The sequence below is a fragment of the Thermodesulfobacteriota bacterium genome (assembly GCA_030583865.1).
Lineage (GTDB): Bacteria > Desulfobacterota > GWC2-55-46 > GWC2-55-46 > GWC2-55-46 > UBA5799.
The window spans coordinates 781,009-794,386 of the sequence record CP129479.1; the positions used below are offsets into that span (position 1 = coordinate 781,009).

12 protein-coding genes and 1 tRNA gene are annotated in these 13,378 nt (G+C 48.7%); 9 read left to right on the forward strand and 4 right to left on the reverse strand.

Annotation, left to right across the window (positions count from 1 at the left end):
* The first annotated feature begins 66 nt into the window (after positions 1–66).
* From QY316_03700 to QY316_03710, 3 genes are all read left to right on the forward strand, one after another.
* A complete protein-coding gene (locus QY316_03700; protein ID WKZ33521.1) occupies positions 67–849 on the forward strand; it encodes a hypothetical protein in 783 nt (260 codons plus the stop codon).
* Entirely contained in the window at positions 839–1,531 is a 693-nt protein-coding gene (locus QY316_03705; GenBank protein WKZ33522.1) for a hypothetical protein, read from the forward strand. Before QY316_03700 ends, QY316_03705 begins: the two co-directional genes overlap by 11 nt.
* A 279-nt stretch (positions 1,532–1,810) precedes the next feature.
* Positions 1,811–2,053 carry a hypothetical protein gene (locus QY316_03710; protein WKZ33523.1) on the forward strand — a complete coding sequence of 81 codons (243 nt, stop codon included), beginning with the start codon at positions 1,811–1,813 and terminating at the stop codon, positions 2,051–2,053.
* 64 nt (positions 2,054–2,117) lie between these two features.
* Here QY316_03710 and QY316_03715 read toward each other — a convergent pair.
* The 4 genes from QY316_03715 to QY316_03730 form a co-directional block, all read right to left on the reverse strand.
* Positions 2,118–2,194, reverse strand: a tRNA-Pro gene (locus QY316_03715).
* Between the two features lie 21 nt (positions 2,195–2,215).
* Entirely contained in the window at positions 2,216–3,307 is a 1,092-nt protein-coding gene (locus QY316_03720; protein ID WKZ33524.1) for a tyrosine-type recombinase/integrase, read from the reverse strand.
* Positions 3,307–3,564, reverse strand: coding sequence for a hypothetical protein (locus QY316_03725; GenBank protein ID WKZ33525.1), 258 nt, complete (start codon positions 3,562–3,564; stop codon positions 3,307–3,309). The genes QY316_03720 and QY316_03725 overlap by 1 nt, the downstream gene beginning before the upstream one ends.
* Positions 3,565–3,802: 238 nt before the next feature.
* Positions 3,803–4,120 carry a helix-turn-helix transcriptional regulator gene (locus tag QY316_03730; GenBank protein ID WKZ33526.1) on the reverse strand — a complete coding sequence of 106 codons (318 nt, stop codon included), beginning with the start codon at positions 4,118–4,120 and terminating at the stop codon, positions 3,803–3,805.
* Positions 4,121–4,237: 117 nt separating this feature from the next.
* Between QY316_03730 and QY316_03735 the strand changes: the two genes are divergently transcribed.
* The 6 genes from QY316_03735 to QY316_03760 all read left to right on the forward strand — a co-directional run bounded on the left by QY316_03735 (position 4,238) and on the right by QY316_03760 (position 13,365).
* Positions 4,238–5,380 carry a tyrosine-type recombinase/integrase gene (locus QY316_03735; GenBank protein WKZ33527.1) on the forward strand — a complete coding sequence of 381 codons (1,143 nt, stop codon included), beginning with the start codon at positions 4,238–4,240 and terminating at the stop codon, positions 5,378–5,380.
* Positions 5,381–5,595: 215 nt separating this feature from the next.
* Complete coding sequence (locus QY316_03740; protein WKZ33528.1) at positions 5,596–6,216, forward strand: hypothetical protein; 621 nt, start codon at positions 5,596–5,598, stop codon at positions 6,214–6,216.
* Between the two features lie 270 nt (positions 6,217–6,486).
* On the forward strand, positions 6,487–8,601 hold the full coding sequence (locus QY316_03745) for an N-6 DNA methylase (protein ID WKZ33529.1): 2,115 nt from the start codon (positions 6,487–6,489) through the stop codon (positions 8,599–8,601).
* Positions 8,598–9,824 (forward strand): restriction endonuclease subunit S, encoded by a 1,227-nt coding sequence (locus QY316_03750; GenBank protein WKZ33530.1) that lies wholly within the window; start codon positions 8,598–8,600, stop codon positions 9,822–9,824. The genes QY316_03745 and QY316_03750 overlap by 4 nt, the downstream gene beginning before the upstream one ends.
* Before the next feature lie 76 nt (positions 9,825–9,900).
* The gene (locus QY316_03755; protein ID WKZ33531.1) at positions 9,901–10,872 is read left to right on the forward strand and encodes an ATP-binding protein; all 972 of its coding nucleotides are present in this window, start codon (positions 9,901–9,903) and stop codon (positions 10,870–10,872) included.
* Positions 10,873–10,878: 6 nt separating this feature from the next.
* Positions 10,879–13,365 carry a S8 family peptidase gene (locus QY316_03760; GenBank protein WKZ33532.1) on the forward strand — a complete coding sequence of 829 codons (2,487 nt, stop codon included), beginning with the start codon at positions 10,879–10,881 and terminating at the stop codon, positions 13,363–13,365.
* The last annotated feature ends 13 nt before the right edge of the window (positions 13,366–13,378 follow it).

A 13,378-nucleotide genomic window follows, 5' to 3' on the forward strand; every position in this document is an offset into this window, starting at 1 on the left:
CAAGCTAAAGATTCAGGGAAAGATTCCGATTAGTGAAGATGAATACTGACACGAAGGAGGCCTCTCTTGTCTGAAAGATTCTACAGGACCGCCGGCAGCGCGCTCATCTTTTTTCTGCTCATCATTCTAACGGGGTGCGACAAGCCCCCGAAAGCGGTCGGAAGCCAGACTGAGGCGGGCTACGGAAGCGGCGGGCTCTCGGTTTACCTTACCGGCCCTGCCAGGCTCGAAGGCGATATTAAGCAGCCGGGGGGCATGCAGTTCCCGATAAGGCTCAAGATAAACGGCCCTCCGGATGGCGCGGCGCGCATTGCCGCGGTCCATCCGCCGCTGGTCGACGGCTGCGACCTCGTAAAGAGCCTGCCCATGTATGTCGAGTTCGATGGCGCAGGCATTGCCGAGGCGGAAGGCACGGTGCTTTTCGCCTCGGACTTCGCTTGCACCTTTGGATTCGTCGTTCTGGCGGCGGCCGAGTTCGAGCCGGACGAGCGGCATTACGAGCTTTACGACCCGGTCGACGAGGCCGAGGTATCCATGACATTCACGCGCTTGGTCGAGCCCGGAAGCCCCCAGGCCATGAGATACACGGCAAGAGAGGAGTGCGAGGGGTTCGTGCGGGCCGAGCTCGAAGAGGACGGCCATGTGGAGTCCTTCCGGTGGAGCCCAGCCTCGGTAAGGAATATCGAGGGCAGCAGGTACCAGGCCGAAGGCTCGTTCTCGATCAATAACATGACATTCAATCACAGGTGCACAATGGACTACGCGAAGGGCTCCGGATGGAAGCTCGTGGAGCTTGAGGTGCCGGGGCTTAAGCAGTACAGGTCAGAGAGGGCGTCTCATGGGTTTTAAGATGAGCACGAACGCCTGTTCCCGTCATGTGTTTTTTGCGTTCCTCGCCGCAGTTGCCCTGCTCGCGGCCTCGGGGTGCACGCGCTCCTGCGGGTCTACGCCGGAGAAGGCTGCGGAAAATTACCTTAACGCATTTTTTGAGAACGACCTCGACACCACCTGGAACTGCGCCTCTGGGCGCGACAGGGCGGTAAAGGAGCGGAAGTCATACGACATGATTCACGAGGTGGAATCCGGCACAATAGCGGCCAAGCTCGCGAAGCAGGCGAAAGTATCGATAGTGAGCGCCGAGACCGAGGGCATGAGGTCCGTTGTGGCGGCCTCGGTGGTCATGCCGAGGCTCGACGTCGTCATGGGAGACATGCTCGGCTTCGCCTTCGGCGCGGCAACGAGCGGCATGGAATATGGCGAGTTTGACAGGGCCTTGAAAAAACGCTACTTGAAGGGTAGCGTACCCAGGGGGGCGAGCCCGGTAATCCTTTTCCTCGTCCGCGAGGAGGGCGACTGGAAGATATACCACGGCTGGGAGATGGACAAGGCCCTTGAGCTTGAGCGCTGGGAGAAATACGACGAGGCGCTTGAGCACTGGCGCGCCGTGGACAGGATAGTGCCCGGGCACCCGGTGGCTAAGGAGAGGATAGAGGAGATATACAGGAAGACAGGCAGGGCGGGCCCGTATTGAAGCGCGCAGCAATGGAATAAAGTTACCGGGCCGCCCAATTTGGGCTGGCCCTTTTTTATTCATCGTGCTTGTGAATTGCATCGGAATGCGAATGTGGAGTTAGAAGGCGTAGAAATAATTACCCTGCCGCAAGCCGCGGCAATTCAGACCTCCCCTCCCTTGATGGGAGGGGATAAGAGGGGAGGGTGAAATAACTTCACCCCTTCCCAGCCTTTCCCGTCAAGGAGGAGGCGCGAGCGACAGGAATTCAGCTTTGACATTTATAAGGCGGTTGCCCGGATGATAAAAGGCGTCTTTTGGGTCGTATTGCTTCTTAACGCGCTGGCTCTATTCCTGGCCTTCAATCCCTGGCTCCGGGAATGGGCGGCCCAGGCCATAGTATTGCTTGTGCTGGAAGCGGCCTTCCTCGTTATCATCGGAGTGCCGGTATTCATATATCATCTGCGGAAGGGACTGCGGCCAAAAGAGGCGCTGGCCGCAAGCCTGGATTCGGTGGTGAGTTTTCTTTCGGGATGGGTATAACTTAGGGTGGGCACTGCCCACCACAAAAAAGGGACCAGCCGTTTCCGGCTGGTCCCTTTTTAAATGGTCGGGGCGAGAGGATTCGAACCTCCGGCCCCCGCGTCCCGAACGCGGTGCTCTACCAGGCTGAGCCACGCCCCGATTTTCAACAAATTCAAGTACTTACGGCCTCGAAAAACGCCCCTGAATCACATTTTCGGAAGTTGTACCGCAATTTTGCCGCAATTCCGAAAAGCCCAATCCAAAATCCAGCTTGTCTACCGACTCCCTCAGGTCTTCCTTAACCAGATTAACATAAATCATTGTCGTCTCGATGTCAAGATGACCAGCGAGCTTCATGATCTTCTGGACAGGCACGTTTTTCCGGGCGAGCTGGGTACAAAAGGTATGCCGGAGGGAATGTATGTCCGCATCCGTGATTCCGGCCCTCTTATAGCATACCTTGAGGTTCCGAAGCAAATTATTTTTCCTCGGTTTCCCCATCTCGTTCGGGAAGACGTACCCGCTCGTGCCGGCCACCCTGTCCCTCTGGATCAGCAGGGCATTATAGGCGTCCTCGTTCAGCGGAACCGTCCGGGGCTGATAGTTCTTCGTGTGATAGTTATACTCAGGCTTGTTCCTGACGTAAACCATCTTGTCCTCGAAATCTATATCGACCCATTCCAGCATCACGAGCTCCATCTTCCTCAGCCCCAAATTGATCCCCGCGACGATAAACGCCCACATGGAGTCAGTGGCCAGGGCCAGAAGCGTCCTTATCTCGTGATCCCGGAGCCAGCGGGGAAGCCTTTTGGTCTTAACCTTGTAGAACTTGACCTCTTTTACAGGGTTCTCGACCAGGTACTTCTTTGAGACCGCGTACTTGAGCATGCTCCGTATATCCGAGAGCTCCCGGTTTACCGTATTCTCAGAGACCCTGGCCTTCCTGGATCGCTTATAGGCTTCGATCACCGACGGGGTGATCTTTTCCAGGAATTCAATTCTGGATATATGCTGCCGGAAGTGGTCCATCGACAGCAGCATCCGGACATAGCCATTATGCGAAGCGTGGTCTTTGAAATACGGCAGGAACTCGCGCATGAATTCCGAGATACTTATCTTGCTCGCGAACCCCAGACCATGGCGTTCCTTGCGGAGCTTCATATCCGCAATCCATGATTCCGCGTGACGCTTAGAGCTGAACCGCCTGGTTCTGCGGACCCTATTAATCATTACGCTTGCTTCATATGAGCCCTTTTTGAACCTCACGCCCATTATGGGTCAACCTCCTTCCCTGGACGCGGCTCATTCGGCAAGTTATCCAAAAAGATGATAACACTTTCGATTGGCAAATCAAGGGCCTTAAGGATTCGTACAATGGTCCGGGTCTTGGTTTTGCGCCCTCTGAATTTCATCAATGTCTGCCAAGCCTCAAAGGAAACTCCGGCCTTTTTGCAGATATCTTTGATGTCATACATTTTTTTGAGCCGTTGTAGCTCAATCTGTCTTACATCAAATTCCCTTGTGATCATTTGCAACCCCGCTGACAAGAACTCGCCATTTCTCCATGGCAGGAGTAATTATACGAGAGGGGCTGAAATAAAAATGGTCGGAAAAAGGGGAGTTTTGGAGGTATTTAATTTAAGATCCGCGGTGAGGTTTTCTCTTTGGCCTAAAAAGCTGAATGGGGGTACATCTGTTCTGAATTTATAAATGTAGTTAGAATCAAAGTTTGATAACCCCTATAGTTGCAGTAAAACTGAAATCACTTTATCGTGTCATAGCTTTAAGAAGTTTTACCGCGAGCCGAATTTTGCCTTCGTCAAAGTTCTTCAGTATTTTTTCCAATGCTTTTTTCAATTCCTCAGGATTTTCTTCGTGCTCATAAGCAAACAGTTCCCACGCATCAATTTCTAATGAATCTGCAAGCCTTATAAGTAGGTCAAAGGTAGGGTTTTCTTTGCCACGCTCGATACTGCTCAAATAATTAGGACTGATATTCATTCTTTCTGCCATGAATTCCTGAGTCCAGCCTCGATTTTCTCTTAAACTTTTTACTCTTATCCCGAATAGCTCTTTTTTGGTCATTTGGGCCCCCTAAATTTATAGGGTAATAATGTATTTTTGTGCAAGCTTTTTGAACAAGGCATTGCCTTTAGAAATATTGACAATTCAATGCTAATAGGATTAGAATATAGGTATTGGATGGAAAATACCCTTAAAATTGATGCTGATATATGTAATGGGTGCGCCATGGGATTATTTAAGCGCGGGAATATATGGTGGTTCAAATTTATGAGTAAAGGCCAACTAATACAGAGGTCTACTAAATCGCGGGACAAAAAATTAGCTGAACGAATTTATTGGAAGATACGCTCGGAAATAGTCGAGGCTCATTGGTTTGGAATGTCGGTTGCTGTTAACAAAACTGTAAGCGAGCTATTGGACAAATTTATTAAAGATTATGCTTCGTATCATAAATCTTCTAATACAGTTAAAAACGATTCAAGTATGTCTAAAGAGATAAAGGCATTTTGCGGAAATACTCGCTTGGTTGATGTGACTCCGAGCCTAATATCATCGTATAAAGATGTATGTAGAGAAAAAAAATTATCTCCGGCTTCCATTAATCAGCGGCTTACCTTTTTAAATAAGGCTTTCAAATTAGCCATTAAGGAATGGGAATGGTGTCATATAAATCCGATTGAGAAGGTCTCAAGGGAAAAAATTAGAAACGAAAGGGATAGATGGTTAAGCCTGGATGAGGAGAAGAGATTGATAGAGAAAAGTGTCCTTTATCCGACTATTAAGGGAAACAAGACGGAGCCGCGCTATTGGCTTCAGGAGGTGGTTGTTTTTGCCCTCAATACCGGGATGCGTCAGGATGAAATCCTTTCTCTTCAGTGGACTACTGTTGATCTTTTCAGGAGAACGGTAACAGTGATGAAATCTAAAAACGGTGAAAAGAGAACCATTCCTTTGAATCGGAAAGCATTCGATCTCCTTAAAAGAAAGTCAATAAGAAATCATATCGGCAGGGATTATGTCTTTACAAGCGAGACCGGAACAAAAATTTCGAGGCGAAATCTTTATAGAGCTTTTTCAAAAGTTGTTCGGCGAATTAAGATTGATGATTTCAGATTCCATGATCTGCGCCATACATTTGCAACCAGACTTACGCAAGCAGGAATTGACCTTTACAAAATAAGCAAGCTCCTAGGCCATAAAGATTTAAGGACAACTCAAAGATATAGCCATCATTGGACTGAAAGCTTACGGAGTGGCGTCGAGGTGTTGGATAAGGTAGATACCGATTTGGATACAACCGACAAAAAAGGTGGGTGCTGATATTGGAGTAATGTATTGATTTTTAAATAAAATAACCAATGTGCCTTCACCCCCTGACCTCAAGACTGCCAGTCTTGCGGTCCCCCCTCAGTATCTTATTACTACGGCGCCAGAACGTTTCAGAAAGTTACCCTGAGCTGACTGATATTATATACTAGCAAGAGTGAAATTATCAAAATAAATTTTGTTTAAAAACAACAGATGGAGGCAGGATTATGAAGAAGGATACAGATTTGAAATTGGATGTAGACACGATTGAACTCGATATATCTTTCAAGAATCGAGCTTCGAAATCTGAGCCGACTAATTTTGTTACTGACTACAGGATCAAGATTTCTGCTTATGATGTTGAAGAAGACATTGAATTTGAGATAGGTGAGGCAGATGTGAAATTGATTAGAGTTGAGGAAATGAATTGTCGTGATATGGATATTATCTATATGGTGGATGGAATCAGTCAGAAGATCTATGATATATATATGTCGCTTATTGATAAGAACGGGGAATATGTAAATGCCATAAAGAAAGCGGGCATAACACGTTTTGAAAATATCTTATATGTTGACGATATATGTTTAAACCCCGAATACGATGAAAAGGGTTTGGAAAAACTCATATTGAGTACAGTCGTTGAGGCTATATGTACTTGCAGGAATGGAATGATAATAATATGTTTACCTGATACGGATAAAGATGATCAGGAAGCTTGTTTGGCTGCCAGGGAATATTATAAGTCCTGGGTGTCTTTTGGTTTTAAACCGGTTTGCAAAAACAGTAGTGTCCTTTTCATGCGCATAGATTCCATAGCTCGGCCTTTTGAGCTGCTAAATGATTAATAATGCGGGGCGTTCGCTCGTGAACGCCCCAATTTTTTGCTGCCCGTCTGTCCAGTCATTAGGGCACCTGCGCTCGCCTTTCAAACTCATTCTTTATATCTAATCAGCAAACAACTTGAAAAGCCTTTTTCTTCTCGAAAAAAACGGGGGTATTTGCTAATATAGGGCCATTTCCTAAAGGGTCTGAAATATGTAGTGAATAGCCGTAAGGCTCTAATATCTTTTCATTTTAGAGCCTCAGAAATAGTATCGCGAATAGGAAGGCGACCCATGACCCAACTGGAACATATAGAAGCTATCGAAAAGCGTCTCTGGAACGCGGCGGATACGCTTCGGGCGAACTCCAACTACGCGAGCAATGAATACTTCCTGCCCGTGATGGGCCTGATCTTTCTTCGGCACGCCTACAGCCGGTTTCTCACTGTCAAGGACGATATTGAAGCAAATCTCCCTCAGCGTGGCGGCAAAACGCGAGCCCTGACCAAGGCAGACTTCTCGCAGAAAAGCGCGATCTTCCTTCAGCCTAAGGCCCAGTTTGACACCCTCGTCAGTCTTAAGGATAGCGACGATCGCGCAAAGGCCGTCATCGAGGCCATGGAGTCCATCGAAAGCGACTACGAGAACCTTCGTGGAGTCCTGCCCAAGAGTGAATACCAGGAGCTGGACAATGCCGTGCTCGGTCAGCTCCTGCGCACGCTCAATCCTGACGAACTTAAACGTGTCTCCGGTGATGTGTTTGGCCGAATCTATGAATACTTCCTTACCCAGTTTGCCGATCAGAAGGCCCACGATGGGGGTGAGTTCTTTACGCCAGTCTCGCTGGTCTCACTTATCGCCAATGTGCTTGAGCCAGGTGGCGGTACAGTTTTGGATCCTGCCTGCGGCTCAGGTGGTATGTTCGTGCAGAGCGCTCGTTTCGTCGAGCGGCAGCACGAAAGTCCCACCGACAAGCTCACTTTCCGAGGTCTGGAGAAAAACGCCACGACCATACGTCTGGCCAAGATGAACCTTGCGGTCCACGGACTGGAAGGCGACATCCAGAAGGCCATTACCTATTACGAAGACCCGCATGAGCTCCTCGGCAAGGCCGACTTCGTAATGGCAAATCCGCCTTTCAATGTCGATGAGATCGACGCCGACAAGGTCAAGAACGACCCCCGCCTGCCCTTTAGCCTGCCCGGAGTGAACAAGAAAGGCAAGGTCTCGAACGGCAATTATATCTGGATAAGTTATTTTTATAGTTACCTTGGTGAAACGGGCCGTGCGGGCTTCGTTATGTCGTCTCAGGCGTCAAGCGCCGGCCGCGACGAGGCCAAGGTGCGCCAGAAGCTCGTTGAAACCGGCGATGTCGACCTCATGATCGCCATCCGGTCCAATTTTTTCTATACCCGCACTGTGCCCTGCGAACTGTGGTTCCTCAACCGGGCAAAGCCCGAAAAGCACCGTGACAAGGTGCTGATGATAGATGCGCGGAACATTTACCGAAAGGTCACGCGGAAGATTTATGATTTCAGCTCGGAGCAGGAGCAAAACATCCTCGCTATCGTCTGGCTCTACCGGGGGCAGACAAACAAGTACCTTGACTTGGTGGCGGGCTATTGTCATAGGATGCTCAACGAGGGAACCGCGTGTTTTTCAGGCAAGGACGACGATGGCGAAACGATCGAGCCGCTACCGGCCTTTACCGCCTCACTTGATACGTTGCGCGACGCCATACAACCGTTTCTGAAAACCCTCGCCGAAGATGCCGCCCATGCCGAGGCACTGAAGGAACTGAACGATGCGCTACCTATCTTCAAGGCCGATGTAGAGACATTTAAAAAGGCGGTGGCCGGGGAACAGGCTGCATGGAAGAAACAGAAGGCCACTAATGGCGAGCTAAAAAAGGCGGTTGACCGCCTCGCGCCCCTTGCCGAGTCCAGCCGTGATCTCGTCAAACAGACCGATCTGCTCTACAAGCTCGCCTGTAGGTTTATCGAAACCTGTGAGAACAATTGCGACGCTCGCAACAGCGATACATGGGCCAATAGAGAGATCACACGCGCCCGTAAGGCTGCTGACGAGGCCCGTCAACTGGCTGTCGAACAACTTAAGCAGGTGAGATATTTCTGGAAACAGGCCCATTGGCTGACCGAACGCTTTCCCGAGGCGAAGCTTCGTAATGTGGAGGGTCTGGTAAAGCTTGTGGATAGAGCCGAGATCGAGGCCAACGACTGGAGCCTCACGCCCGGCCGATATGTGGGTGTCGCGCCTGAGGAAGTGGACGAGGACTTCGATTTCGAGGAAGCCCTGCGCGACATTCATATCGAACTCGAAGACCTCAACGCCGAGGCCGTCAAACTGGCTGCTACCATCAAGAAGAACTTTGAGGAAATGGGGATATGAGCTGGCGGGAATTTACGCTAGGAGATGCAATCCATATTAAACATGGGTTTGCCTTTAAAAGTCAGTACTTTACTGATGAAGGGCAATATATTGTTCTTACTCCAGGAAACTTCAATGAGAAAGGCGGGTTTCGATTAAGGCCCAATAAAGATCGGGCTTATGTTGGAGATATCCCTAAGAATTTTATTTTAACTGAAGGTGACTTGATTGTTGCAATGACCGAACAGGGTCCCGGCCTTCTTGGTAGTTCTGCTCTCATACCAGAGTCTGACCGTTTTCTCCATAATCAAAGACTCGGATTGATAGACACTCTAGATTCATCTAAAGTTAGCAAGCGCTTTTTATATTATTTATTCAATACTGAGATCGTCCGCGGACAGATTAACGGGAGCGCATCGGGGACAAAGGTTCGTCACACATCACCAGAAAGAATTTACAGGGTTAAAGTCACAGTCCCTGATATCAATGAACAGGAACGGATTGCCGAGATTCTCTCAGCCTATGACGAACTAATCGAGAATAACCAGCGGCGGATTCGGTTGCTGGAGCAGGCATCGAGGCTGCTCTATAAAGAATGGTTCGTCTACTTTCGCTTTCCAGGTCATGAGCACATCAAAATAAAGGATGGTGTGCCGGAGTGGTGGGAGAAGAAAATTATAGATGAAGTATGCAAGACTATCGGTGGGGGCACTCCGTCAACACAGAAGCCTGAGTATTGGGATGGAGGCGAAGTAACTTGGGTCATTCCCACTGATGTGACAAGAAATGACTGCATAGCTCTAATCTCAACCGAAAAAAAAATCACTGAATCTGGTTTGAAAGCTTCGTCTGCGCGCCTAGTGCCGCCAGATACAATTTTGATGACCAGCAGAGCCTCTGTTGGGTTTTTCGCAATGATTGATCAAGAGGTTTGTACTAACCAGGGATTTATTAATATTATTCCAAATGAAGAATGGATGAGAATGTGCCTCCTTCATAACTTGATGTATCGTGTTGAAGAAATCCGTTCGCACGCGGGCGGATCAACATATCAGGAAATCAGCAAGGGGCGATTCCGGCAGATGAGTATCCTAATTCCTCCCAAATCTATCGCGCAGGAGTTTAATGATTTTGCTTACCAGATACTTCAGCAAATCAGAGTTCTTAAAAAACAACAGATTGGATTGGTAAAGGCCCGCGACTTGCTTTTGCCGCGTCTGATGAATGGGGAGATCGCTGCATGAAGAATATCGCACTCATAAAATCATCTTACAATGAAATACGCTGCATATTTTAACGCGTGAATGAGGGGACATAACAATGGCTACAGCAGAGCAGATTAAAATTCTCATACGAGCGCACTTCGAAAATGATCTGGAACGATTTGTGACCGTTGCTCTTCAGATCGCTGCGCACGAGGCAAAAGCTGGGCATGCTTCGTTAGCGCATGACATTCGTAGGTATGTTGATAGGGCGAAACAGCGGTACGGACTATTGCCAGGTGTGAGCGTCAGTCGTGATCTTAGTGACATGCTACTTCAGACCAAACCAAGCGAGCATCTTTCCGAACTAATCGTCCATGAAGACTTGCGTTATCGAATTGCTCGCATCCTGGATGAGTATCGTCATCGCCAAAAGCTCAAGCAGCATGGCATGACCAATCGGCGACGCATACTATTAGCTGGCCCCCCGGGAACGGGTAAGACGATGACAGCTTCGGTATTGGCTGGAGAACTGCATCTTCCATTGCATACGATCTTGATGCATAAGCTAGTAACAAAATTCATGGGAGAGACCAGTGCCAAACTACGCCAAATTTTTGATGTTATTCAGGAAGAGCCGGGAATATACCTGTTTGACGAGTTCGATGCTATTGGCACACAGCGTGGGCGCGAACACGAAGTGGGAGAAATGCGAAGAGTCTTGAATTCATTTCTCCAATTCATCGAGCAGGATGCTTCCGAAAGCATGATTATCGCTGCTACCAATACCTTTGACGTTTTGGACACAGCTTTGTTCAGGCGCTTTGATGATGTGCTGTATTACGAATTGCCGGATAAGAATGAACGTGCTCAGTTGCTTCAAAATCGTCTTAATAGTTACATGTCATCTGCACTAAATATAGAATCCTTGGCCAATGAGGCTGAATCACTGAGCCATGCCGAAATTTCAAGGGCCTGCGATGACGCGATTAAGCAGGTGCTGTTAACCAGACAAAAAAAGGTCACGAAAAAACTACTTGTGAGCATGTTAGCTCATCGTAAAGCGATCTATAGCAAAAAACGGGGGTAAGCAGGAATGCCTGAGGTCGGCTATAAGCATATTTTTTTGAGTGATGATTACTTCGATCGCTTAAATTATACGCGTCCTCCGAGGCGATATGAAGGCAAGTCTATCCCAGAAAGAGACGTGTCTCTGCACAGTCGATTTCTAAGAAGAAGTCTGAACCAGGCCTGGGAGCAGGCCCTGAGGACTGCCGAGCAGCGAAAGGCAGTTGCACTTCCGACACGAACCGGGATTTATCTTGAGTTCCGTAGCGATCCAGGCATCGATCTTGTCACGAAGAGCTTGGAAGATAGGAAACAAGGCATTCGGCTGTTATCAGTAGCAGACCGGCAAATAGAAGGTGAAGACGAACCGGCAACTTTTGCGACCGTATTTGTGCCCGCGAATAAACAAGGGCATTTTTTGAGGAAAGTTGAGAAGTATCAAAATGAGCAAACCCGTAAAGGTAAGCCTAAGAATCGACCTTTGATAGACAGTATTGCTGATATTCGTTTGGCAATACTCTCGTCTTTTTGGCAGGATACTGCCGCTATGCCGGATGAGGAAGCGGCTTGGTGTGAAGCATGGATTCGCGTCGAAGCTGGTCAGGCTATGGATGCCGAGGGTCGATTTCGTGGATTACTTAGAGAATTTGATATCGAGGCATCCGAAGGAGCACTGGAGTTTCCAGAGAGGACTGTCATCCAAATATTCGCAAATGGCGAGCAGTTAGCAAATTTGCTGGAGGCAAGCGACGAAATTGCCGAGTTTAGATTGGCAAAGGAAACAGCTGCATTCTGGTTAGATCTACCGAATGTGGATCAAGCCCAGGCCGTGCAAGATCTATTGGAACGACTGGATGTGGTGGATACGGGTGTTGTTGTGTGTCTTCTTGACACAGGTGTTAATAATGGTCATCCGCTTATCCAACCTGTGTTGAACAATGATGATTGCCACTCAGTAGAATCGGCTTGGGGCGTGGATGATCACGATCGGCATGGAACGCTTATGGCGGGAGTGTCAGCATTTGGCGATTTGCAGGACATCCTAGCCTCGGGCAGACGTGTGCGTGTAACACATAGATTGGAATCGGCCAAGATCCTGCCTCGCTTCGGCCAGAACCCACATGATCTATACGGGTTTGTTACGGCACAGGGCATCAGCCGAGCCGAGATACAGGCTCCAGATCGTCGCAGAATCATTTGTATGGCGGTTTCGTCCACTGATGACCGTGATCGTGGTCGACCATCATCGTGGTCAGGAGAAATCGATAAATTAGCTTCTGGAGCTGAAGACGATAATCGCCGCCTTATTATTCTGGCCGCTGGAAATACTATCCACCCTGATGAATGGCAAAACTATCCAAATGCCACTTTGACAAATGAAGTTCACGATCCTGGCCAAGCGTGGAATGCTCTGACCGTAGGAGCTTGGACACAAAAGACCGTAATTCAGGACCCAGCATTCGCGGATTACATGCCAGTGGCTCCAGCTGGCTCCATTTCGCCATTCACAAGCACATCGCTAACATGGGAGCAGAAGTGGCCAGTAAAACCTGACCTTTTGATGGAGGGTGGAAATGCCGCCGCTGACACAAATGGTGACTGCTCAGACCTCGATGACCTTAGTTTGGTTTCTACGCATTATCAGCCAATAAGCCGTCTTTTCTCGGGCCATAACATGACCAGTGCAGCAACTGCTCTCGCAGCTCGCATGGCCGCTCGCCTTCAAGCTGCTTATCCTGAAGCCTGGCCTGAAACAATTCGGGCTTTAATGGTTCATTCTGCCGAATGGACTCCAGCAATGCGTGAGCGTTTCCTTGATGATGAATCTAAAATTAGTTACGGCAAACTCCTTCGCATCTGTGGTTACGGTGTGCCGAATCTTGAGCGTGCTCTGCGATGTGCTACGAATAGTCTGACCCTAGTCGCTGAGCGAGAACTACAACCATATGACAAGGAAGGCAATAATTTTAAGACTCGTGATATGCATATTCATGAGTTGCCATGGCCGCAAGGTGTGTTACTTGGACTTGGTGAAGCCCAGATAATGATGCGCGTTACGCTCTCGTATTTTATAGAACCCGGTCCCGGCCAAATTGGCTGGCGTGATAGATACAGGTATGCTTCTCATGGATTAAGATTTGAGGTGAATTCACCTGGTGAGAGCCGTGATGAGTTACTTATTCGTATAAACAAGGCTGCCAGGGAAGAAGGTGAATCCCCTGAAACTACGAGCGCGAGTGAACGATGGAAGATCGGCGCGACTGCCAGAGACCATGGGTCTATCCATTCGGATATCTGGTTCGGAAACGCTGCAACTATCGCCGGCTCTAACCTCATTGGAGTGTATCCGGTGGGTGGCTGGTGGCGCGAGCGTACACATCTTGGCCGATGGAATTGGAGGACTCGGTACTCTCTCATAGTGTCACTGCATACAGCTGAACAGAATGTTGACATTTACACGCCAGTCGCTACGCAAGTAGGAATCGTAACGCCGGTTGAGATCGAAATCGGATAAAAGTGGAGTAGCT